Source organism: Parapedobacter lycopersici, assembly GCF_024643285.1.
Taxonomy (GTDB): Bacteria; Bacteroidota; Bacteroidia; order Sphingobacteriales; family Sphingobacteriaceae; genus Parapedobacter; species Parapedobacter lycopersici.
On sequence record NZ_JAMSLW010000003.1, the window covers coordinates 296912 to 318706 of the forward strand.

Here is a 21795-nt window from a genome sequence, read left to right on the forward strand (position 1 = left end):
TAAAAGAAAAACCACTATGGGAGTACAACTAAAAAATGGAATTGGCATCGTCTTTAATGTTAGCGATCTTGGTCGGACCGAACGTTTTTACCGCGACGTCTTAGGCGTGGAGGCCGAACGTCAACCCGGCGGGGATGGCGAACCGGAGTGGCTACTGGCCAAACTGAGTGAAAACATCGAACTGATTTTTTTCGAAGGTAAGGAAACTGTTGGCCGTTCACCGGTGGTCGTATTTGAGTTGTCGGATGGGTATATGGAAACCGTATTGGAAAAGCTGGCCAAAGAAGGAGTGGAGATCGTTACCCCGGTAACGGAAGCCCCCGGCGGCTGGAGTGCGGATATCCTGGATCCCGATGGCCATCTGCTGGCATTTTACCAGTCGGGTGAACTGCCGCTGAAATAAGCGGTATTTAATTAGTTGTCTATGCTTCCGATGTCGCTTCAAGCAGGTTTATGGGGGCTTTTGGCCGGCTCGGCACTTTTAATAGGTGCCGCAGCAGGCTATTTTATGCGCCTGGCCCCGCAATTTATCGCGGCTGTTATGGCCTTCGGCAGCGGCGTTCTGATCTCCGTGCTTTCCTTTGACCTGATGGATGAAGCCTATGCCAAAGGCGGCTTTGATGCTACAGCAATCGGATTCCTTTCCGGGGCGGCCATATACACGATGGCCAATTGGTGGCTTGGACATAAAGGAGCCAGGCACCGTAAACGATCCGGAGATCAGCAGCCCACTGAGCATGAGGATAAAGGAAGTGGGCTGGCCATTGCGATCGGCGCCCTGCTCGATGGTATTCCCGAATCCATTGTTATCGGATTGAGCATGATTGCCGGCGGATCGGTAAGTACCGTGGCCGTGATCGGCATATTCCTGTCCAATATTCCCGAGGGAATGTCGAGTTCTTCCGGCATGAAACGGTCGGGAAGGAGCGCTGGTTATGTATTTGGGATATGGCTGGTCATTGCCCTGCTGTCGGGACTGGCTTCTCTTTGCGGGTATGCCATATTCAGCGGCTTTTCACCCGACGTTGTTGCGGCCACTACTGCAGTGGCCGCGGGTGGTATCCTGGCTATGCTGGCAGACACGATGATGCCCGAAGCCTTTGAAGAAGTACATGATTTCACCGGGCTTATCACGGTGATGGGATTTCTGGCTGCATTTATCCTGACCAAACTGGCGGGATAAACCGGCATACGTGCTGTGTTAAATTTTAACCAGCTCTACTCGCCTGTTCTTTGCCTTTCCCTCTTCCGAATCATTGGCTACCAGTGGCTTTTCGGCGCCGTAGCCCACCGCTTTCAGCCGGGACCGGTTGATACCCGTTGCCGTCAGCGCTTCCAGTACCGCATTCGCCCGGTTTTCCGATAAGGTCTTGTTGTGGTCCGCATTTCCGGTATTATCCGTATGCCCCTCAATGCTCAGCGCCAGGGTTCCGTCATTATTCAGCACCTTGGCAATTTCCTGTACCGCTTCCTTGCCCTCGGGTTTCAACGTCGCCTTGTCCACATCGAAATTGATGTAAAGTACGGCTTTCCCTTTTTCTGTCAGTTCCTGCTGTATCTGATCTGCTTTAAGCATTGTGATCGTCTGCTTAAAGGGTTCGCTTTGCAGCACGTTGAGGTAACCGCCGGCATTGTTTCCAACCAGCTGGATGAAAACATTACCGCCGTCGGCCCGGTGTATGGCGTAGACTTTGATGTTTTGTCCGGCGTATCCTATTGAACCATCCTCCCCCAGATACGAGGCCTGACCATGATAACGGTCGTATTCTTCCTTGGTAATTTCACCATCGAAAATCTTTACGCCGCCCACGGCTTTGATCGCTTCGTCATAACTTTTTTCGAAATACGGCTGCGACCACTCCTCGGCAGCGTTCCGATTCATGGTAACGTTGGTTTTCCAAACCCGCCCTTCCAGCGGGGTCATTACCCCGTCGATGGGGAAAAAGAGGCGGTCAAACTTCCGTTCAACGGGTTTATTCTGGTTTGTCATTCCTTCCGGAAAACTAAAAAACGGGAACATACCCAGGTCGTGGTCCGATACGGGGATGTTATTAATGTCAAATGTAGTTGCAGCGCTGCTGTTTTCCGACTCACTTGGTGTGCCGGAGGTTTCCTGCTGGGTGCCTGTGGTATCTGTGTGGCCATTATTTTCCTGATTGCCACCACCACAGGAGATCGATAGCATGATCATGGGCAGCGCAGCAATGAGGACGCCTGTTTTCAGCGATTTGATCTTATTCATTACCATTTTTATTTGTAATTTAATTAGCCGGCTCTTAATTCCAGGGGCAAATGTACCCATTTTTTAATCCTCTTCCCCGTCAATCCCCTGAAATGTGCCCATGCCGCCCATCATAATGCCCAGGAGCTGCATGCCATAATTTGTATCTGTCAGGCGGTACAGCGGCTCGGTTTTTTTTGCCTGCAGCAGACTGTCGTCGACCGCTGTCGGCTCAACCGACGTAATTTCGTATACCATGGTAGGCTGGTCGCTGTCATCCATGAATACGTCAATCCGCATCACACCATGGTCTTCGGGCAGGTAATACGGGTGAGAGAAATTAATGGTTTTGGGCAGGTCTTCGCTGGTATACACCACCAGTTTCCGGAGCTGAACCATGGGAATGCCCGGTATTGCCTGCTCCGTGGGCTGGGTTGTCTTTGGCGTATACACCGCCTTTACGCACGGATGGCCCGCTATGGTAGCCGTTTCATTCGGTCGTTCAATGTGGAAACCTTCCGCCGTAATGCGTTTATCATCGGTAAACAGTTCATCATAACCTTCCGATGGTTTATATGCGGCTGTAACCGCTTCGCCCGGACGGATCAATGAGGCCGTATATAAGAACGCCTCATCCGACTTCAGGTTGTGGTAGTGCTGTATTTCATAACCAAAACCTTTCGTTTTGACCAGCGCAATACCCTCTTTAAGGTACATGGTCGCCCTGGGTGGCGTCATCATCAGTGCCATGCCCATCATCGGGTTCGCCTCCAGCATGGATTTTAATCGTTCCATGTCCTGGGGCGGGATATTTTTGAACAACGCCCGGGTTTGCTCACCCACATCCCCCTTGCTGTAATCAATCGACTCCGTTAACGTGCCCAGGTCGACACCGCCCATGGAAATGCGCGTGGTCAGTATACCTTCAAAAGCGGCCCCGGACGATTGTGCGCTTACGATAACCGGGATAATAAGTAAGAAAAAGAATAACAGGGGATAAATTTTCTTTTGCATATCAGATAAAATTAGGGTAATGGATATTCCTTTTACAGGCGATGATCCAAATCGGGCAAATATACTGGTAGGTTTGCTTTCTGTCAATTCATTCCGACTATTTAACGGTAATTTCATGTTATTGCGCATTGCCTGTAGCCAGCTTTTATGACAGCTGCTAAGTAATATAAAATGAAGGGGCTTATCAATCCATGAAAATAGGGATTTTTAACCAAAAAGATGGTATTTTTACTGCTGCGTACCTATTTCAGGCACATAACATCATGATTTACATTACGCAGCTTGTTTATATCCGGGATTCGAAAGCAGCAATATTCCATCAATTCGAGGAGTATGCGCTTCCCATTATTCCAAAATACAACGGGGTGTTGCTGTTGCGTATCCGGCCGGACCAGCCGGCATTTATAGAAGCCAACATGGAAACACCCTATGAAATTCATTTGGTTAGTTTTCCATCTGATTCCGATTTTCAGCGCTTTATGCAGGACGAAGAAAGAAAACAGTTTCTACACCTCAAGGAAGACTCGATAAAATCCGTTGTGCTCATCAAAGGAGAGCAGCTTTAATGCGTTTTGTGGGCAGCCCTGTCGCCGGACAATGGATGGCGTTTTTCCTATCAGGCCCGTACGATCGCTAAAATGGGATATAGCAGCTATTCCACGTCGGCTGTCAATATTCGCTTCATTACATTTTCCACGATGGCATCACAATAAATTAAGTTAAACGCGAACAGCTCCCCAACAGCGTATTTTTTTTCTATTTCACGCCGCAACATTGCCCGTGATCGGTTGAGCCGGACTTTTACGTTTGATTCGCTGATATGCAACAGGCCGGCTGTCTCCGACACATTCAGGCCATTTATTTCCCGGAGAGAAAATACCATCCGGTAATCAAAGGGAATCCGGCGAAGTGCGTCTTCGATGATATGCGTCAATTCCCGGTTTTGCATCAATCGTTCCACATCATTATTCGGGTCGGTAAACATCGGTTTTGAATCGTCATGTACATCCTGTATGATTTCATTTTTAAAACTGGGTTTTTCACGTTTTCTGTAGCAGTTATTCATCATAATACGGATTATCCATGTCTTAAAGCTGGAACGGCCCTCAAAGCGTATCAAATCTTTGTATGCGTCAATGAAGGTTTCCTGCATTAAATCCTGGGTGTCTTCATGATTATAATTGTATGCCCTGCCGACCTTGTAGAGATACGGGTTGAACCGCCTTACGATAATTTCATAAAGTGATTTTTCTCCCGCTAGAATCTGTTGGATAATTTCTGTCTCCGTAATTTTTTCAAACGAAATCATTGCTATACCCATTACGCCATGACCCGGGATATCCTTGCCATTGCAAAAGCCGAAATTGCCATCACTAAATCACGCACGGCCACATCTGCATAGTTAAAATCAAGTAGCAGGGTCAGCGCAATCAACGTGAGCCATGCTGCAACAATATATCCGCCAATTTCGGGTTTTTTCAGGACAATGAGGCCCGCAACAATTTCAATCACACCTACGATCGTCATGAAGGTGGTAGCCGAAAAAGGCAATAGTCCCGTTATTGATGGGTTAAGGTATTGCTCCCAGTGGGTAAGCAGATTGATGAACTTGTCCGCGCCGGCGACGACCGGTACAATTACAAATGTAAACTTTAATAGGTTGAAGGGCTGTGCAAGCAGCTGCTGTACGTTTTTGATTTCCATTTTTTGTTTTTTTAAGACGATTTATACTTCTTAGGGTATATGAAAAATGGAAAGGTTACAAAATCTGTAAAAATCCGTGTGGTGGCCCCTTACACCGGTATTGCTTTGCGCCGGAAATAGCACACGTGAAAAACGATATACGAGAGGGTAAACTGCATGGCGATGAGTAACTCACTGTGAGCATACAGGAGCAGTATCATCGTCACAATATACCATGCAAATGTATACCGGATGTACACCCAGGCGGCCGGTCCACTAAGGTAGTTCGCCATTTGTGTTACCAATGCACCACTTAACAAAATCAGCCCACCCTGTACTGCTATGGGACTATCGAACAAAACAAACAATCCGATCAGTTCGGGCAGCACCAATAGCAGTGTACTGATCACGGTAGCGCCGTAAACAGTCGCCCGCGGTATCGGAAGCTGCTGAAGGAAATACAGGTGCCGCTCCAAAAACAGTTGAACCGGATAGGCCAGTATGCTGTGCGCCAGCGCCATGCTGGCCACCATCGTATAGGCCACCAGCCATTGCCTGTCAGCATCGGCCAGAAAAGAGGCGCTTACCGCAAATAGCATCGCCGATAGGCCTTTCACCAATAAAAATGAAGCTTTGCGATGCAGTAATACTTCCAGCAGTGGAATAGCCGGCAACGGTTTCTTCCAGCGGCGGCTGAGCCGAAACAACCAGCCGGGACGCCCCCGCCCATACACATAAGTGTTAAACCGATAAACATAAACTGCCGCGCTGGCCAGTGCCAATAGCAGGATGACCAGTGCCGTGAGAACAAAAGCGCCATATTCCGCTATGGTCACCGCATAAATCCCTACCAGCAGCCAGTAGATCAGTAAAGGGATAAAGATAAACAGCTGATACAGGAACCACGCCGCAAACTGGGTGCGCCGCGGCAATGCGCTCGCACTGTATCGCCAGAACAAGTGTTCCGGTTCCAGGCTTTCTTTCCAGATAAATCGCCAGCTTTTTACGGTATAAAAAACCCATAAGGTATATACGACAATGCCAAAAACCGGCGTCTGGATAAACGCCAGCAGCATGGAAAAAACCAGGTAGCGGTGCTGTTCCGCATCGTGGATGTGCCCTGCCGTTTTAATGAACACACCGTAACCAAAGAGCAATATGGTTGCGTACAGCAGGAAAGTGCTGTTTACCCGGTAGAACTTTCCGCCGAATACTTTTACCAGTGCTTTAGCCAGTATAATCATAAGGCGGCAGCAGGGTGTAAGCCACCGTCGAGCAACAGCCACTGTTCCTGTATGGAGATACCCGGTGGAAATGCCTGGTGGGAGGTAAGTACAAAGCTGGTTCCCTGTAACCGCCGTTCTTCCACCCACAGCGAAAGACTGTTTATCGCCTGTTCGTCCAGTGTGATGCACGGCTCATCCAGCAGGATATAGTGCGAATCGTCAAGGAATGCCAATAATAACGATAGTTTTTTAACCATACCGGCCGAGTATTCCTGGACGGGGAATGACAGGTAGTCCGCCATGCCGAACTCGGCAATGAATTTCTGCTTCCGGGCAGTGTTTCCCCGCTTGGCCCGCATGAATAAACCAACCAGATCCAGCCCGGTCATAAACGCGGGGAATCTTGGTTCACTCTCCGCGAACGCGATCCTACGGCGATAGGCCATCGGCTGTTTGCGGAGATTCAGTCCGCCGAGGATGACATCCCCCTCATAGGCCAGCAAGCCCGCCATTATTTTCAATAATGTGCTTTTGCCCGAACCATTCCTTCCCTGAATCCAGGTTACACCTTCACAGAATTGATGTGCTGGAATGTCCAGTACCGTTTTATAGCCGTATCGTTTGGAGAGCCTGCTTATGGTTAATGCGTGCATGAATAGTAAAACTTGTCGGTAGGTAAGACGGCCGGACCATCATGTTGTTACACGATAATCGGCTGAGGGAGGTAGTACTTAGCTGTCACTGCACCTGACTGAGTCGCCTCAAAAAACCCCCTTTGGGGGGTGTCGCCGCACTGTGGGCACCGCTAACTTTGCCTGCACTATCCCGAAGGAGTATCATTACATCAACGGGTATTAAAAACTGAACATGATACCAGCTGTCAGAAAGCAATCACAATGATACTGTTGAAGAATAGGAAAATTAACCCTCAATAAACAATTATTTTTATGAAAAAAGCAATCTTAATCTTAATGGCTGTCACCATGGTCACACTGGCCAACGCGCAGCCTTTCCAAAAAGGAACAACCATGGTAAATGCCGGTGTTGGCCTGGGTACCGCTTTGGGCGGACTCGGGAAGGCGCGCCCTGCCATCAGCGTTTCGCTTGATCACGGTTTCTGGGAAATCGGCGGCCCGGGAGTCATCAGCCTCGGCGGCTATATCGGAAACACGGGGTATAAATATACCGACCCCGGGTACACCGCCAAATGGAATTACATTATCGTTGGGGCACGGGGTGCTTACCACTATAATGGCTTTGAGCTTCCTGAACTGGATGTTTATGGCGGCGCCATGCTGGGTTATAATATTGTCAGCTATTCCGCAGACGGTGGGGGCACGGAGCTAAGTAACAGTTACGGCAGCGGTCTCGGGTTTTCCGGCTTTTTGGGTGGGCGCTGGCTTTTCAATAGTAATTTGGGTGCGTATGCAGAACTGGGTTACGGCGTTTCCGTCCTGTCGGCGGGGCTAACGTTTAAATTCTGACCATACTTATCAGCTTATTATCCAGATAATAGCACATTGGTTATGCAATGACCGTGTACTTGCGTGTTCGCACGGTTAAAAAGGGGGCTGTCTAAAAAGACAGCCTCTTTTCATTTTGGTAGACCTGCTATTTTTAGCACCGGATGATAGGTCCGCTTGCCTTAGCAGCCCGACACGCGATGCATCAGTCGGTATACTTGACGGCCTTTGCTTTTTGATACTTTTCTGTTTCATCTGACCCCGCATAATCAAAACCCAGAATGATTACTGCATCCGCTCCCACTTCCTGGCCTTTCGCGATGATTTGTTTCTTGGCCCATTCGTCACCATTTAATCCCGGTGATTTTTCTGAAATGTGGCCGATCACCTTATATTCCCGCTTCACGTCTTTAGCCGAGTAGAATACCTCAATGGCCGTTGTCGGTGCATACCGGTCGCCCACATATGCCGTAGTCGCACACGCGCCCAGCAGCAGTAAAATTCCCGCAATGAAAAGGGGTCGGCATCTTTTTGTAAATGTCATCCAAGCAAACATAACCAAATCTGCCTTTATCTGCAAGACATGGGTATATCTGAACGGCGCTAAATAACGAGACGATCGCTGAGGGGCAGAAAGCTTAGGGCAGACCAGAAGCCAGGCAATTCCGGCAATGCTGAAAATAGCCTGCGCGGTAGGACAGGTCCCGCTGTCTTTGCACGGCTTTGAAATTTATGGAAAATAAGATATATTAGTCGCGGCCGGCGCGCAAAACACCGCGCCATTAGCCCAATGGGTACCCACACGGTATTTATCCTGCTGGGATACCAGATTACCAAATATAAACGGAAAATGTCTTCAGATAAGCATACATACGATGCCATCGTCATCGGATCGGGGATCAGTGGCGGATGGGCAGCAAAGGAATTGTGCGAAAAAGGATTGAAAACCCTTCTGCTGGAACGCGGGCGGAATGTGGAACACGTGAAAGATTACCCTAACGCATCAAAACCGATCTGGGAATACCCTTACCGGCTCAACCGTTCGCAGGAGATGATCCGCGAGCGGCCACTCCAATCGAGGCACTGGCCGATGAACGAACGCAATGTCCAGTTCATGGCTAATGATATCGAAAACCCGTACGAGGAAGTTAAGCGGTTCGACTGGATCAGGGGATACCAGGTGGGCGGCAAGTCGTTAACCTGGGGCCGGCAATGCTACCGCTGGAGCGACCTGGACTTTGAAGCAAACCTGAAGGATGGAATCGCGGTGGATTGGCCCATCCGCTATCAGGATATTGCACCCTGGTACAGCTACGTTGAACGTTTTGTAGGTATTAGTGGCAGCCGGGAGGGACTTTCCATACTGCCGGACGGCGAATTTATGCCGCCGATGGAGATGAACGTGGTGGAGAAAGCCGTCGCCGCCCGCATACGTCAGCACTACCGCGATAGCCGGCGAATGTTTATCGGCCGGGTAGCCAACCTCACGAAGCCGCTTCCGGGCCGTGTCAACTGCCAATACCAGAACCAGTGCGACGCCGGCTGCAATTTCGGTGGCTACTTCAGTACCCAGTCGTCTACGCTGCCGGCGGCGGTTAAAACAGGTAACCTGACGCTGCGTCCGTGGTCTATTGTGATGAATATCCTTTACGATAAGGACAGCGGAAAAGCGAAAGGCGTAACGGTGCTCGATGCGCAAAACAACCAGACCTATGAATACTATGCCAAGGTGATTTTCCTGAATGCCTCCACATTGAACAGTGCCTGGGTGCTGATGAATTCCGCAACCGATGTGTGGGAAAGCGGTCTCGGCAGCAGTAGCGGCGAGCTGGGGCATAACATCATGGACCATACGCTGAACAATGGTGCATCAGGTACATTCGAAGGCTTTGATGACCGTTACATTTTTGGGCGTCGGGCCAATGGCATTTACATCCCCCGGTTTCAGAATGTAGGCGGGGATAAACGGCCCTATTTGCGGGGCTTTGGCTATCAGGGCAGTGCTTCGCGGACAGGTTGGAAGCGCGATGTCCGCGAACTGAGCATCGGAGCCAGCCTGAAAGAAGAGCTCTGTGAGCCGGGCATGTGGCAGATGGGGCTTACGGGTTTTGGCGAAATTCTGCCCTATCATGAAAACAAGGTTTACCTGAGCAAAAATGTCCGGGATAAGTGGGGACTGCCGGTGTTGGTGATGGATGCGGAAATCAAGGAAAATGAAAAAGCCATCATCGAAGATATCGTTAAAGAGGCCAGTGAAATGCTTACCGTCGCCGGCGCCACCGATGTGCAGGAACGCAAAACCCCGTTCTACCTGGGGCAGGGTATTCACGAAATGGGCGCTGCCAGAATGGGGAGAGATCCAAAAACATCGGTTTTGAATGCTTATAACCAGGTCTGGGATGCTAAAAATGTATTTGTTACCGACGGGGCTGCGATGACATCAGCCGCATGTGTCAATCCCTCGCTTACCTACATGGCACTGACTGCGCGGGCCGTGGACTATGCTGTCACTGCCTTAAAAAAGGGTGATCTTTGAAAATGCCAAGCTAAATATGGCGCGGGTCCCATGCACACCTTGAAAATAGACATGGGCGAATGAACCGGTAGGTTCTTCTTCGAATGCTGGATGGTCTTCGAGTGGTCTTCGGGCGTTGTTCGAGTGCGCTTCGACTGTTCTTCGAGACTTGTTCGACCCTTGTTCGAGTCGGCTTCGACTCCGCTTCGAGGTTGCTCGGCGTGCAACGCGTTGCGGTCCGAAGACTTCCGGGAAGATCCCCGAAGCTGCCCCGGAGGAATACCGAACCTGGGCCGAAGCCGACTCGAACATTACCCAAACATCTTCCGAACACGACTTAACGGTTTTTGGGCGCTTGTTTACATAGGCATTGCTACGGGAGATTGGCTCCCTTACTTCCTTAAAATTTTCTCCATTACCTTTCCTTTCGCCAATTCATCCACCAGTTTATCCAAATAGCGGACCTGCTGTACGAGCTTGTCTTCAATTTCCTCCACCCGATACCCGCAGATTACCCCGGTAATTTTTGAAGCATCCGGATTCATCCGGGGTGCTTCGGCGAAAAAGGTTTCAAAGGTTGTCTTCCTGTCAATCTGCTGCTGCAATGTGTGTTCGTCGTAGCCTGTTAGCCAAAAGATAACCGTGTCCACCTCGGCTTTCGTGCGTCCCTTTTTTTCCGCTTTCTGTATATACATTGGATAGACGCCCGCAAAAGACATGTTATATATTCTTGCTTTATCCATTTTCATTATTCATTTTGGTATTTTTTAATTCATTGCGTTTTAGCCTCTGATTACTGCCGTTATTTATAAACATCAAGTACGCATGTTGCTTTCCTTATGCTAATTTACGAAAAGTATGCGCTTTTATTTTTATATACTTGTGAACTACCATCGATATCAGACTTCCATGAGATACCTGCCGTTTTTCTGCTGTATACTGTTGTGCGGGCTGTCTGCTTGCAAAAAGACACCCTCTACTGAACCTATTGACCCCGAAACACTGGATGAGGTATGGACGAAACTTGCCATCCCCGGTCAGCAGCGGGGTGTTTCTGCCATTTATGGCAATATCGATGACACGCTGGTAGTGGCCACGATGTATAAGATTTACCTGACAACGGATCAGGGAAATTCATGGCAGTTGGTGATGGATGCCGGGCGTGGAATTTCAGGTTTCGCCAGGGTGGAAGGAGAACTTACCGCATTGGATACATTTACGGACGGTGAAGAGACTGCGCGGACCCCATTTTTGTATTCTACGGACCACGGCAAAGCATGGGCTACCGAGGGGAAGTTTGATTACAGGGTATACGACAATATTAAAATCAACCGCAAGCGTGTCTTACTGACTGACGACCTGTATTACCGGATTACACCCGGTGTCGTGCTGGTAAATGAATCGACAGGGGAGGAACTTGCGCGTCCGGATGAGATCCACCGGCCCCGCGATGGTGGGGAATATGCCATATACTTTCCTTCGGCACGCCGGATGAACTGCTTATACCTGGACGATAACCAACGGCTCTACGTAGGTACGGAAGGCACCCGGTTTGTTTGGAGTATAGCAGGCAACACCCGGACGTTTCCCACGCATACCGATTTGGCATTCATCTATATTAGTAGGAAGCCGGTTGAGGTGAATGATCTCTAAAGTATCCCTTTTTCCCTGCACTCACCTGGATTGCAGCAATCGCAAGAACCGAATAATATCAACATGTTGTTGAGGATTTGGAACGATTGATTACATTAGTGCATAAGTACTAAATAACTTGGTTAACTAGAAGGACACCATCATGAAAAAAGGCATTTTGATCATCGCGTTGGCAGTTGCGGCGGCAGCCTGCAATAATGCCAATACAGCGGGAACCGACACACAGTCCACTGTGGCTGTGGAGGCAACACAGGAAACCGGAGAAAATGAACTGTTCGGAAAGGAATGGAAGCTGATTGCATTAAATGGCCAGGCCATTACGCTTGACACCACTTTTAACAAAGAGCCGCTTCTTGTTTTTGATAAGGAGAAAGGCAGCATAAACGGGAATGGTGGCTGCAATAATTTTATGGCAAGCTTCAAGTTAACGGACACGGGGGGCATGGAGATATCCCAGGGAGGAGCCACCCTGATGGCCTGTCCCAATCTGGAATTGGAGGGACAATTCTTTGAAGGCTTAAAACAAGTGACAAATTACCGTATTGCCGGTGATACGCTGTTCCTCGATAATGAAAAAAAGGAGGCAATTGCTACATTAGCGATAAAATAACAGCGCTGCCGCTGCACACCATTATATGCCGCATGCGGTTAGGGTTACCCGCATAGGTTGTATTCCTCGTATAAATACCTTTTTCATACGGGCAGCAACGCAATTCATTGTTTTGTAATGTGTTGCTGTTGATGCATGTATTTCAGGTTGTGTACCGCCTTTGTTGCGGCAGGAGTAAAGTTTTCGTTCAAAATATCAGCTAGTTATGTGTTTTATGTGCTATTTTATTTGCTAATTAAAATAGCGTTTCCGATTATTGTATTTGCTAAAATAATTAGTTTATTGCAATCGATATGGAAAGGCACGTGGTTCATTGCGATCTTGATTCGTTTTTCGTGTCGGTGGAGCGGTTGCAGCATCCGGCACTGGCCGGTAAGCCGGTGCTGATTGGTGGGAGCAGTGACAGGGGCGTGGTAGCATCCTGTTCGTATGAAGCCCGGCGTTTTGGGGTGCACAGCGCCATGCCTATGAAACTGGCGCTCCGGCTATGCCCCGAGGCAGTGGTGGTGCGGGGCGATCACGACCGGTACAGCCGATATTCCGGTACGGTTACCGAAATCATTGAAGAATGCACACCCGTGGTAGAAAAGGCGAGCATCGACGAGCATTACCTCGACCTCACCGGCATGGACCGGTACTTCGGCTGCTGGAAATGGGCGCAGGAACTCAGGCAGCGCATCATGAAGGAAACAAAGCTACCCATCAGCTTCGGACTGTCTGTCAACAAAACCGTCAGCAAGATCGCCACCGGCGAGGCCAAGCCCTGTGGCGAGCATCATGTTGCAGGTGGTACGGAGAAGCCTTTCCTCGCCCCACTGTCCATCCGCAAGATTCCTATGGTGGGCGAGAAGTCGTACGTACTGCTGCGTAATATGGGCATCCACCGTATCCGCACGCTGCAGGAGATGGAGGTTTTCACGATGCGGCGGGTATTGGGCGAAAATGGGGTAACCATCTGGCGTAAGGCCAACGGGCTGGACGACAGTCCCGTGGTCCCGTTCCGTGAGCAGAAATCGATGAGTAAGGAAACCACTTTCCATCAGGATACCATCGACATTACCCTGCTGCGCCGTACGTTGGTCGGCATGGTAGATGCATTGGCATTCGATCTCCGGCGCGATGCCAAGCTCACGGGCTGTGTTACGCTGAAAATCCGCTATTCCAATTTTGATACACATACGCAGCAGCTACGCGTCCCGTATACCAACTCGGACCGGACACTCACCGACACCGTGATGGAGCTGTTCAAGAAGCTGTACAGCCGCCGGATGCTTATCCGGCTCGTCGGCGTCAAGTTCTCGCACCTTATCCATGGCGCCTATCAGGTAGATTTGTTTAATGACAGCGAGGAGGAAGTGAACCTCATGCAGGCCATGGATCGTATCCGCACACGTTTCGGCGCGCAATACATCATGAAAGGGATCTGCCTGCCGGAGGAGGGGGGTATCCATGCTACTTAACGTGCATAGTTATTTTTCGCTGCGTTACGGCACCCTGTCATTGGAGGATTTACTACGCGGTATGCAGCAACACGGTTATGATACGGCCGTGCTCACCGATATCAACAACAGTACCGGTTCGCTGGATTTCCTGCAGAAGGGACGCAAGGAAGGCCTGAATATCCTCGGTGGAATGGAATACCGTAACGGTGATGCCCTGCTGTATATCGGTATTGCGCAGAACAGTGATGGCTTCAGGGAACTCAATGAACTACGTACGCAGTATAACCGAGCCAATCGCGACCTGCCTGCACGGGCACCGGAGTTCGATAACGTGTACGTTGTTTATCCCTACGGTACGGTCAACCCGCGGCAGCTGCGTGACAACGAATACATTGGCGTCCGCCCGGCGGAGCTTACCCGCATCCGCGTGGAACCTGTGGCCCATCAGCAACGGTACGTTATGCTGGCCCCCGTCACCTTTGACCCGCAGGAGTACAAGCTCCATAGGCAACTTAGGGCGATCGATCACAACCTGCTGTTCTCCCAGGTGGAACCGCAGATGCTGGCTGCGGAAAATGAGGTGTTGATACCCAGGACCGAGCTCCTGGCGCTATACCGCGATTTCCCGCAGCTTATCGATAATACCCGCAGGTTACTCGGCAACTGCTGCTTCGATTTCGATTTCAAGGTGATAAAAAACAAGCAGGTATTTACGGACAGCCACTATGGCGACAAACAGCGTCTGTATCAGCATACGGCCGACGGATTCGCGCGGCGTTACGGAAAAGAGGACCAGACGGCATGGGTGCGCATTACACATGAACTGGAAATTATCGAGCAGCGGCACTTCGCCAGCTATTTCCTCATCACCGACGATATCTGCCGTTATGCCCGTGAGCGGAACTTTCACTACGTCGGCCGCGGCAGCGGGGCCAACAGTGCCGTGGCCTATTGCCTGGGTATTACCGATGTCGACCCCATTGCGCTGCACCTGCCGTTTGAGCGGTTTTTGAATCCCAAACGGGATTCTCCGCCCGATTTTGATATTGACTTCAGTTGGAATGAACGGGATGATATATACCGTTACATTTTCAATAAATACCCCTGCACTGCATTAATGGGTACGATGAGCACATTCCGTAGCCGCAGCATCCTGCGCGAACTGGGCAAAGTATACGGCCTGCCTAAAGCAGAGATCGACCGGCTTGTGCACGAACCGGAACACGTACTCAACAAGAATGAGGTTACCGATACAATTCTTTCAGTATACGGCCGTATGGCCGATTTCCCCAACCAGCGTTCCATCCATGCCTCGGGTGTACTCATTTCCGAGCGGCCGCTTACCCACTATGCCGCCATGGATTACCCACCCAAGGGACTGCTCACCATACAGCTGGACATGTATGTGGCCGAAAATATCGGCTTCGAGAAATTTGATATCCTCAGTCAGCGCGGCATCGGGCATATCAAAGACTGCCGGGAGATCGTCAAGGCAAATACCGGGCAAACCATCAGTACCGATAACCCTAAACGTTTCTTTACCGATCCCCGGATCGCCGCGCAGCTCAGCAGCGCCAACACCATCGGCTGCTTTTACATCGAATCGCCCGGCATGCGGCAGCTGCTCACCAAACTGCGCTGCGACAATTACCCCACCCTTGTGGCAGCATCCTCCATCATCCGTCCCGGTGTGGCCAGTAGCGGCATGATGGCCGAATACATCAGGCGGCATCACGACCCGACGGCCGTGACGTACCCGCACCCTGTATTCCGGGAGCAGCTGGAGGAGACTTACGGCGTGATGGTTTACCAGGAAGACGTGATGAAGGTCGCCAATGCTTACGGCGGACTGGATATGGCCGATGCCGACGTGTTGCGACGTATGATGAGTGGCAAGTACCGCGATAAGAAACCCCTGACCGAGATTGAAGACAGGTTCTTCGCCAATTGCGGGGCGCGTGGTTATGACAAACAGGTTAGCCGCGAAATCTGGCGGCAGATGGAGAGCTTCGCGGGCTACAGCTTCAACAAGGCACACTCCGCGTCTTTCGCCGTGGAGAGCTACCAGAGTCTCTACCTGAAAACTTATTATCCCAGGGAGTTCATGGTGGCCGTGCTCAACAACTACGGAGGTTTTTACAACCGGAAAGTTTATGTTAATGAAGCCAGAAGGGCAGGGGCGGAGCTTCACCTGCCGTGTGTAAACCACAGCGTTTTCAACACCACGATATATGGCAGCGACATCTACCTTGGTTTCGACTGCCTGCTCCACCTGGAAGATCGGCTTGCACGCCGCATACCCGAAGCGCGTGCAGAACACGGTAATTACACCAGTCTGGAGAATTTTGTGCTGCGCACCGGAGCTGCGCTGGAGCAGCTGGTTGTACTTATCCGCTGCGGGGCGCTGCGGTTCACGGGGATAGAAAAGAAAGCGCTGCTCTGGGAAGCCCACCTGTTGCTGTCGGGTAACAGGCGGTCGGGCGCGGAGGGTGCGCCACCGCTGTTTGAGAGCCTGCGCCGCAAACCCGTATTGCCCCGGCTGGAGACCTCGCCCGTGGAAGACCTGTATGACGAGCTGGAACTCATTGGGTTCCCTGTATCAGGCAGTACGTTTGACCTGGCCCGGAGTAACTACCGCGGCGAGGTAATGGCGGCCGATCTGCTTGCGTACGAAGGCCGGACCATCCGCATGGTCGGCGATTTTGTAATCGATAAAAAAACGCGGACTAAACGGGGCGATGTAATGAAGTTTGGTACGTGGTTCGACGCGCGGGGTGATTTCTTTGATACGGTGCATTTCCCGCAAACGCTGCATCAGTACCCGCTGCGGGGCACCGGCCTATACCTTATTGAGGGTAAAGTGGTGGTCGATTTTGGCTGCCCAACGCTGGAAGTTACCCGCTGTGCAAAAATGCCGCTCAAGGCCGACCCCAGGAGTGAATAATGAATACATCATCAATTAAGCGAAACAATAACGTTAAACATTAATAATTATGGAACATGCAATTTTAGGACTCCGTACCACCATTTACCAGGTCGCGGACATCACGTTGGCTAAAAGCTGGTACGCCGCAGCATTCGGTACCCAGCCGTATTTCGATGAACCCTTTTACGTCGGTTTCAATATCGGCGGCTATGAGCTGGGCCTACAGCCCGAACGCACCGCACCGGAAAATAAGGCCGAGAGCGGGGTCGCCTATTGGGGTGTAGAAGATCTCCGCGGGGCGTACCTCCACTTCATCAAATCAGGTGCAGTGGCATTTGAGGAACCCACTGATGTCGGTGGCGGCATTGCCGTGGCCAAAGTCAAGGACCCGTGGGACAATATTATCGGGCTGATCTATAACCCGCATTTTGTCGTAGGGAAGTAGCTGCGGTATTTGTGTAGCGGCACAGCTAATGCAGTCGGCATGCTAAGGTTTAATAAATACAGGCGATCCGGTTAATGAAATGGTATTGGTTACGCTGGTCTGTTTATTTTCCCAATCGAACTGTGTAGCCGTTTTAATGGCCAGGGATGCGGGGAAACTGTACTGCGCGGCGGCAGTTTCCGACGCATTGCCGGTTTTGGCCCACAGCACATATAGGTAGTCGTCATTGGCGGCACTATAAAAAGCCCCGCCGTCAACATTGGATGGCAGTTGCAATGCAGCCGTTGCAGCCGGGTCGTATTGCCGGGAGGCCAATAAACCACTCACCGTGCGCCATGCGATACCCCCGGGTGTAATGGTTGCCTGGTAAGGACCGGATGTAATTTGTTGGTAAAAACCCATCACCTGGTACGGGTCGGTGGCTTGGGCCAAAGGCACGTTCTCGGAAGGACCGTAGATGTACAGTCCGTTGATGCCCGCTTTTTGCGCCACTATGGCGGCTTTTATTAAAAAATTCCGCTGTACCTCGTCACTGCCAACGTAGTTGCCAATGGCTTTACGGGGAACGTTGGTTTCGGTCACGATGAATGTTTTTGCAGGGTTTGCCGTTCCATTGTAGGCGTATTTATCCAGCACCGCCTGGAACTCATTTTTAAGATTAATAACAGCAGCAGCGGCTGCATCCGAATTACGGTTATTTCCCAATGAATACATCGGATATACGTGGTAACTTAACCCCTCGAACCAATCACCGCCCTTTTTGGGATAATCGGCGCTCACGCCTCCGCCATTGGGGTTATCCGTATTGCGTAATACCGCATCCAGAAAGCCGGGATAACCCAGACCACCTACGCAAACCACGCCATCCTTATCCAGTTGCTTAACGATCTCATACGTAATCCGGAGCATGCGTACATACGACTGTACCGGTGCGGCAAAATTGGGTAAATCGCAGGGACTGGGGTCTGACTGCGCCCAGGTCTGGCTTGCAGGCCAGTTGTTAGTATAATCCGGTTCATTCCAGACCTCCCAGTACTTTACATAAGGTCCGTAGGTCTTTACCGTATGGTAAACATAGCTGGCGTAATAATTATTGGGATTTACCTCTCCGGCGGCAGACCATATTGGTTCATATAGGTTGGCAAAAGTTTGCGACTGCACACCATTACAGTAACTTTTCTGTTCCCGGTGCCCATCCGCAGGCCCATTGAGAAAAACGGCGTGGTCCCTACCGCCCAGCTGGCGGTACATTTCAAAAGCGTTAACCCGGATGTCGTATCCCCATTCCTGTACAAAACGGTCGTATAGCGCGGGGCGCAGGCTGTTTACTCCCGCACCGGCAATATTTTTTGCCGGATTACCCATTAATAGTTCGGCCAGCTGCTCGTCGGACCAGCCCGCGTAACTGCCCATGTTGGAACCGTACAGGAACAACCCGTTTAAGTCGGAAGGTCCGGGGCCGGGAGGGGGAGACGGGTCAGGATTTGGATTGTCAGGATTCGAACTGTCGGGAGGAGAAACGATATCCGCCTTTTTCTTCGTACATGAACCCAAAGACAGGGTCAGGAATAATAAACAAAGAAGATAAATTCCACGAAACATGTACAATTGTTTAAGTTGTGTTGATGTAAACCGCTATACTGTTTTCAATGCAACGCAGGTTGTATGAAAAAGCCTTCGGATAAACTCAAATTTTGTACCAAACTATCTATCCTCCGGCATCGACCGGTCACCCTGCTGTCGGGTCAATGCCGACTCCTTCCCCGTGTTATGAATCTGCGGATATTCAAAAGTGTCCGTTATCACCGGCTCTGTCCGCCTTATACTTAAGCGACTTTGAATATCCTTATCTAGGTATTTGAAGGTGTATCATACGTTTAAAAACGCGAAGAATAAGTCTGTATAAATTATAAATCAACGAGATAACAAAAGCATGGGTAAAATTTATTTGTAATATTGTGTCTGTTTAATCGTCATATAAAAAGATAAAGCGTGCAAAATAAATGATTAAAAGTTGATAGATCCCACGACAATCATAGCCGATCACGATTTGGAACTATTCGTTAAGGAAGTTTTTGTATTGGAACAAACGGCCGGTCCAAAAAAATCCAAGCTTCCGTTTTTTGCGGATGGCTATCCGGGAATTGTGTACCTTCAATCCGAAAAAGGTGTACTGCTTCCAAAGAAAAAAATACTTACCTCCTTTTTCCTGTATGGGCAGATGATCGAACCCTTTGAGCTGTTGATCACAGGCCCTTATTTAATGATCGTTTTTCAGTTATACCCCGTTACTTCCAAGTTGTTGTTTGATGTTGATCCCAAAAAGTTAAATGACGACTGTTATGATCTTTCCAACCTCCGGTGGGCGGCGGTGGAAAACCCGTTGGAGGCGTTGGATGCCGCTTCCAAAATAAGCCAGCAGCTTGAAATTGCGGCCCGGTTTCTTTCGGAATTAGCCCGGGAAAAAGGAATGGAAGAATACCGGGAAATTCAGCAAGCCATCCAGGTGATCATGGATCATAAAGGTACCATTGCTGTCAATGACCTGGCCAGGCACCTCCATGCCACCGAAAGAACATTACGGCGAAAGTTCAGCCGCTATGTCGGAATATCCCCAAAGAAATTCGCGAAAATAATACAGTTCCAAACCTCATTGGAACAGCTCTCCACGGGTGATTTTTCAAAACTGACCGATGTAGTTTATGAAAACGGCTACGCCGACCAGTCGCATTTTATACGAAACATAAAGAAATTCACGGGTAAAAGACCTTTGCAGTTAAAAAAACCGCAATAATCGCTTTGACCGATTTGTTCAATTTCTGGTTTTATCCTTCCCGTACCTTTATTCCAGGTTTTAAATTGAAAAATATGGAAAACGAAGTTTTGGTATTTGGAACCTGTTTAACCCCCGATGACAGCTACGCCATCCGGATAGCGATGGCCTTAATCATAACCATTGGGTTGATCGCCTGTGCCTTTCCTATGAACGAGATTCCGGTACGCATGGGCGTTACGAAATAGAAATAACGGCTAAGCGTATCCGGGATTTCCTGTCCCTCCTGCAAAGCCGGTGCGGCGGAATCCGTCGAAAAGTGTAACTTCGGGCATGCTTATTCAGGTCAGCGCCGTTCACCCGCAAATTCAACATCAACCGGAAGACAGTCCGCTGTACCAGGTTTTTTTGCTTCCCGATCCCGTGGAGGCAGTGATCGACTTCACCCTGTACCGAACTGATTCCGCATCGCTGCTGTTCCTTAGCCCTTACCAACATTTAACCTGGAAAAGGCCATTTTCACAACCGGTTATGCAGGTCTTATTTCATGGCGATTTTTACTGCATCGAGTACCACAAAAAGGAAGTGGCATGCAATGGATTGCTGTTTAATAATATTTACCTCCAGCCCTTTGTAACCGTTCCTGCTGTAACGTATCGTGAAATTGAGCGCATCATCCAGCGAATGGATAACGAGCTGGGTAATGACACGCCATTTTCGGCAGCCGTCCTAAAAGCATACCTCCAGCTTATTCTGGCATTGTCAAGCAAGGAAAAAAGGCAGCAGGTCGACCTCGATGTCGTTGCCGAAGGAGCGGATATGCCGGAAGGGGCTGCCTTTCAGCAGTTGCTTGAGGCTAACTTTTCGGCACAGCGATCCGTGAATTTCTATGCCGAAAAGATGAACCTGACGTCCGATGTGTTCAGCCGGAAAATAAAAAGCCAGCTGGGTAGGTTACCATCAGCACTTATCCGGGAACGCGTGGTGCTGGAATCCAAGAAGCTCCTGCACCTCACGTACCTGTCGGTTAAGGAAATAGCCCTGAAACTGCATTTTGATGACGAACATTATTTCAGCAGGTACTTTAAAAAGTACGTTGGTGTCTCACCCACTGATTTCCGGTTACAGGTCGGTATTTCCATCGCCGCATCAAAATAATCCATTACAAATACGCTTTTGTCCATTTATCGGCGCGGTTGTACCTGCTATCTTCGTACTGAAAATAGCATGCGTATGAATTCGATACTACACACCCTTGCCGGCGCACAGCGGAACCTCGTTCATCTGTTGCGCATCTCCATTTTTATCGTTATGGCGTGGATCGGTGGACTCAAGGCCTTTCAATATGAGGCCGATGGCATCGTGCCGTTCGTTGCAAACAGTCCGCTGATGCAGTTTTTCTATTCGAAGGATGCCCCGGAATACCAGCAATATAAGAATCCCGAGGGAAAGACAGTCACGAAAAATATCGAATGGCACAAGGCAAATAGAACCTACCTTTTTTCGTATGGCCTGGGTACGGTTATTGTCCTGATCGGATTGCTCACCCTGGCCGGGATCTGGTGGCCGGGGTTGGGGCTGGTCGGCGGACTTCTTACGTTCCTGATGTCGCTGGTCACATTATCTTTCCTGATCACCACCCCGGAAGTATACGTGCCGAACCTGGGGGGAGATTTTCCCACCCCGCATTACGGGTTTCCCTACCTCTCGGGGGCCGGACGATTGGTGCTAAAAGACGTGATTATGTTGGCAGCGGGACTGATTACCGCGTCGGATGCCGCGCAGCGGCTGCTCCAACGCTAAGCTGTCTTTTCATGCAGTGGC

General features: G+C 50.0%; 23 protein-coding genes. 14 read left to right on the plus strand and 9 right to left on the minus strand.

Going from position 1 to position 21795, the window contains the following annotated elements; translation table 11 throughout:
* Positions 1-16 precede the first annotated feature (16 nt).
* Together NEV57_RS08115 and NEV57_RS08120 are read left to right on the plus strand one after the other, a co-directional pair.
* Complete coding sequence (locus NEV57_RS08115) at positions 17-403, plus strand: VOC family protein (protein WP_257657812.1); 387 nt, start codon at positions 17-19, stop codon at positions 401-403.
* Positions 404-433: 30 nt separating this feature from the next.
* The gene (locus NEV57_RS08120) at positions 434-1183 is read left to right on the plus strand and encodes a ZIP family metal transporter (RefSeq protein WP_257657813.1); all 750 of its coding nucleotides are present in this window, start codon (positions 434-436) and stop codon (positions 1181-1183) included.
* Between the two features lie 18 nt (positions 1184-1201).
* On the opposite strand, the gene NEV57_RS08125 is transcribed toward NEV57_RS08120, so the two are convergent.
* Together NEV57_RS08125 and NEV57_RS08130 are read right to left on the minus strand one after the other, a co-directional pair.
* Positions 1202-2242 carry an OmpA family protein gene (locus NEV57_RS08125; RefSeq protein WP_257657814.1) on the minus strand — a complete coding sequence of 347 codons (1041 nt, stop codon included), beginning with the start codon at positions 2240-2242 and terminating at the stop codon, positions 1202-1204.
* A gap of 63 nt (positions 2243-2305) precedes the next feature.
* Positions 2306-3235, minus strand: coding sequence for a hypothetical protein (locus NEV57_RS08130; RefSeq protein ID WP_257657815.1), 930 nt, complete (start codon positions 3233-3235; stop codon positions 2306-2308).
* Positions 3236-3426: 191 nt separating this feature from the next.
* Here NEV57_RS08130 and NEV57_RS08135 point away from each other — a divergent pair, with 191 nt between their 5' ends.
* A complete protein-coding gene (locus NEV57_RS08135; RefSeq protein ID WP_257657816.1) occupies positions 3427-3801 on the plus strand; it encodes a hypothetical protein in 375 nt (124 codons plus the stop codon).
* Between the two features lie 86 nt (positions 3802-3887).
* Here NEV57_RS08135 and NEV57_RS08140 read toward each other — a convergent pair whose 3' ends face one another.
* The 4 genes from NEV57_RS08140 to NEV57_RS08155 form a co-directional block, all read right to left on the minus strand.
* Positions 3888-4544 carry a sigma-70 family RNA polymerase sigma factor gene (locus tag NEV57_RS08140; protein ID WP_257657817.1) on the minus strand — a complete coding sequence of 219 codons (657 nt, stop codon included), beginning with the start codon at positions 4542-4544 and terminating at the stop codon, positions 3888-3890.
* Between the two features lie 11 nt (positions 4545-4555).
* On the minus strand, positions 4556-4939 hold the full coding sequence (locus NEV57_RS08145; protein WP_257657818.1) for a hypothetical protein: 384 nt from the start codon (positions 4937-4939) through the stop codon (positions 4556-4558).
* Positions 4940-5028: 89 nt separating this feature from the next.
* Entirely contained in the window at positions 5029-6162 is a 1134-nt protein-coding gene (locus NEV57_RS08150) for a hypothetical protein (RefSeq protein ID WP_257657819.1), read from the minus strand.
* Positions 6159-6797 (minus strand): ABC transporter ATP-binding protein, encoded by a 639-nt coding sequence (locus tag NEV57_RS08155; RefSeq protein WP_257657820.1) that lies wholly within the window; start codon positions 6795-6797, stop codon positions 6159-6161. Before NEV57_RS08155 ends, NEV57_RS08150 begins: the two co-directional genes overlap by 4 nt.
* 294 nt (positions 6798-7091) lie before the next feature.
* Between NEV57_RS08155 and NEV57_RS08160 the strand changes: the two genes are divergently transcribed.
* Positions 7092-7628 carry a hypothetical protein gene (locus NEV57_RS08160; RefSeq protein ID WP_257657821.1) on the plus strand — a complete coding sequence of 179 codons (537 nt, stop codon included), beginning with the start codon at positions 7092-7094 and terminating at the stop codon, positions 7626-7628.
* 184 nt (positions 7629-7812) lie between these two features.
* On the opposite strand, the gene NEV57_RS08165 is transcribed toward NEV57_RS08160, so the two are convergent.
* Complete coding sequence (locus tag NEV57_RS08165) at positions 7813-8151, minus strand: hypothetical protein (protein WP_257657822.1); 339 nt, start codon at positions 8149-8151, stop codon at positions 7813-7815.
* Positions 8152-8457: 306 nt separating this feature from the next.
* Here NEV57_RS08165 and NEV57_RS08170 point away from each other — a divergent pair, with 306 nt between their 5' ends.
* Entirely contained in the window at positions 8458-10143 is a 1686-nt protein-coding gene (locus NEV57_RS08170) for a GMC oxidoreductase (protein ID WP_257658020.1), read from the plus strand.
* Positions 10144-10514: 371 nt separating this feature from the next.
* Here the strand turns inward: NEV57_RS08170 and NEV57_RS08175 are convergent, their stop codons facing one another.
* Complete coding sequence (locus NEV57_RS08175; protein WP_257657823.1) at positions 10515-10865, minus strand: DUF2200 domain-containing protein; 351 nt, start codon at positions 10863-10865, stop codon at positions 10515-10517.
* 166 nt (positions 10866-11031) lie between these two features.
* On the opposite strand from NEV57_RS08175, the gene NEV57_RS08180 reads away from it, so the two are divergent.
* The 5 genes from NEV57_RS08180 to NEV57_RS08200 all read left to right on the plus strand — a co-directional run bounded on the left by NEV57_RS08180 (position 11032) and on the right by NEV57_RS08200 (position 17198).
* Entirely contained in the window at positions 11032-11775 is a 744-nt protein-coding gene (locus NEV57_RS08180) for a hypothetical protein (RefSeq protein WP_257657824.1), read from the plus strand.
* A gap of 142 nt (positions 11776-11917) precedes the next feature.
* Complete coding sequence (locus NEV57_RS08185; protein ID WP_257657825.1) at positions 11918-12385, plus strand: META domain-containing protein; 468 nt, start codon at positions 11918-11920, stop codon at positions 12383-12385.
* Positions 12386-12678: 293 nt separating this feature from the next.
* Complete coding sequence (dinB, locus tag NEV57_RS08190; RefSeq protein ID WP_257657826.1) at positions 12679-13845, plus strand: DNA polymerase IV; 1167 nt, start codon at positions 12679-12681, stop codon at positions 13843-13845.
* Entirely contained in the window at positions 13835-16771 is a 2937-nt protein-coding gene (locus tag NEV57_RS08195; protein ID WP_257657827.1) for a DNA polymerase III subunit alpha, read from the plus strand. The genes dinB and NEV57_RS08195 overlap by 11 nt, the downstream gene beginning before the upstream one ends.
* A 49-nt stretch (positions 16772-16820) precedes the next feature.
* Positions 16821-17198 (plus strand): VOC family protein, encoded by a 378-nt coding sequence (locus NEV57_RS08200; RefSeq protein ID WP_257657828.1) that lies wholly within the window; start codon positions 16821-16823, stop codon positions 17196-17198.
* Positions 17199-17240: 42 nt separating this feature from the next.
* Here the strand turns inward: NEV57_RS08200 and NEV57_RS08205 are convergent, their stop codons facing one another.
* Entirely contained in the window at positions 17241-18800 is a 1560-nt protein-coding gene (locus NEV57_RS08205) for a glycoside hydrolase 5 family protein (RefSeq protein WP_257657829.1), read from the minus strand.
* 412 nt (positions 18801-19212) lie between these two features.
* Here NEV57_RS08205 and NEV57_RS08210 point away from each other — a divergent pair, with 412 nt between their 5' ends.
* From NEV57_RS08210 to NEV57_RS08225, 4 genes are all read left to right on the plus strand, one after another.
* The gene (locus NEV57_RS08210) at positions 19213-19992 is read left to right on the plus strand and encodes a helix-turn-helix domain-containing protein (protein WP_307876409.1); all 780 of its coding nucleotides are present in this window, start codon (positions 19213-19215) and stop codon (positions 19990-19992) included.
* A gap of 74 nt (positions 19993-20066) precedes the next feature.
* A complete protein-coding gene (locus NEV57_RS08215; protein WP_257657831.1) occupies positions 20067-20219 on the plus strand; it encodes a hypothetical protein in 153 nt (50 codons plus the stop codon).
* A gap of 85 nt (positions 20220-20304) precedes the next feature.
* Complete coding sequence (locus NEV57_RS08220; RefSeq protein ID WP_257657832.1) at positions 20305-21129, plus strand: helix-turn-helix domain-containing protein; 825 nt, start codon at positions 20305-20307, stop codon at positions 21127-21129.
* A gap of 75 nt (positions 21130-21204) precedes the next feature.
* Entirely contained in the window at positions 21205-21774 is a 570-nt protein-coding gene (locus NEV57_RS08225) for a DUF417 family protein (protein WP_257657833.1), read from the plus strand.
* The last annotated feature ends 21 nt before the right edge of the window (positions 21775-21795 follow it).

Excerpts from the sequence above, each read along its gene's own strand:
- NEV57_RS08155 (WP_257657820.1), bottom strand. The coding sequence starts at position 6,797 with ATGCACGCATTAACCATAAGCAGGCTCTCCAAACGATACGGCTATAAA.
- NEV57_RS08215 (WP_257657831.1), top strand. The coding sequence starts at position 20,067 with ATGGAAAACGAAGTTTTGGTATTTGGAACCTGTTTAACCCCCGATGAC.
- NEV57_RS08125 (WP_257657814.1), bottom strand. The coding sequence starts at position 2,242 with ATGAATAAGATCAAATCGCTGAAAACAGGCGTCCTCATTGCTGCGCTG.
- NEV57_RS08145 (WP_257657818.1), bottom strand. The coding sequence starts at position 4,939 with ATGGAAATCAAAAACGTACAGCAGCTGCTTGCACAGCCCTTCAACCTA.
- NEV57_RS08140 (WP_257657817.1), bottom strand. The coding sequence starts at position 4,544 with ATGATTTCGTTTGAAAAAATTACGGAGACAGAAATTATCCAACAGATT.
- NEV57_RS08225 (WP_257657833.1), top strand. The coding sequence starts at position 21,205 with ATGAATTCGATACTACACACCCTTGCCGGCGCACAGCGGAACCTCGTT.
- NEV57_RS08220 (WP_257657832.1), top strand. The coding sequence starts at position 20,305 with ATGCTTATTCAGGTCAGCGCCGTTCACCCGCAAATTCAACATCAACCG.
- NEV57_RS08170 (WP_257658020.1), top strand. The coding sequence starts at position 8,458 with ATGTCTTCAGATAAGCATACATACGATGCCATCGTCATCGGATCGGGG.
- dinB (WP_257657826.1), top strand. The coding sequence starts at position 12,679 with ATGGAAAGGCACGTGGTTCATTGCGATCTTGATTCGTTTTTCGTGTCG.
- NEV57_RS08195 (WP_257657827.1), top strand. The coding sequence starts at position 13,835 with ATGCTACTTAACGTGCATAGTTATTTTTCGCTGCGTTACGGCACCCTG.
- NEV57_RS08115 (WP_257657812.1), top strand. The coding sequence starts at position 17 with ATGGGAGTACAACTAAAAAATGGAATTGGCATCGTCTTTAATGTTAGC.
- NEV57_RS08175 (WP_257657823.1), bottom strand. The coding sequence starts at position 10,865 with ATGGATAAAGCAAGAATATATAACATGTCTTTTGCGGGCGTCTATCCA.
- NEV57_RS08205 (WP_257657829.1), bottom strand. The coding sequence starts at position 18,800 with ATGTTTCGTGGAATTTATCTTCTTTGTTTATTATTCCTGACCCTGTCT.
- NEV57_RS08160 (WP_257657821.1), top strand. The coding sequence starts at position 7,092 with ATGAAAAAAGCAATCTTAATCTTAATGGCTGTCACCATGGTCACACTG.
- NEV57_RS08185 (WP_257657825.1), top strand. The coding sequence starts at position 11,918 with ATGAAAAAAGGCATTTTGATCATCGCGTTGGCAGTTGCGGCGGCAGCC.
- NEV57_RS08150 (WP_257657819.1), bottom strand. The coding sequence starts at position 6,162 with ATGATTATACTGGCTAAAGCACTGGTAAAAGTATTCGGCGGAAAGTTC.
- NEV57_RS08120 (WP_257657813.1), top strand. The coding sequence starts at position 434 with ATGTCGCTTCAAGCAGGTTTATGGGGGCTTTTGGCCGGCTCGGCACTT.
- NEV57_RS08130 (WP_257657815.1), bottom strand. The coding sequence starts at position 3,235 with ATGCAAAAGAAAATTTATCCCCTGTTATTCTTTTTCTTACTTATTATC.
- NEV57_RS08180 (WP_257657824.1), top strand. The coding sequence starts at position 11,032 with ATGAGATACCTGCCGTTTTTCTGCTGTATACTGTTGTGCGGGCTGTCT.
- NEV57_RS08135 (WP_257657816.1), top strand. The coding sequence starts at position 3,427 with ATGAAAATAGGGATTTTTAACCAAAAAGATGGTATTTTTACTGCTGCG.
- NEV57_RS08165 (WP_257657822.1), bottom strand. The coding sequence starts at position 8,151 with ATGACATTTACAAAAAGATGCCGACCCCTTTTCATTGCGGGAATTTTA.
- NEV57_RS08200 (WP_257657828.1), top strand. The coding sequence starts at position 16,821 with ATGGAACATGCAATTTTAGGACTCCGTACCACCATTTACCAGGTCGCG.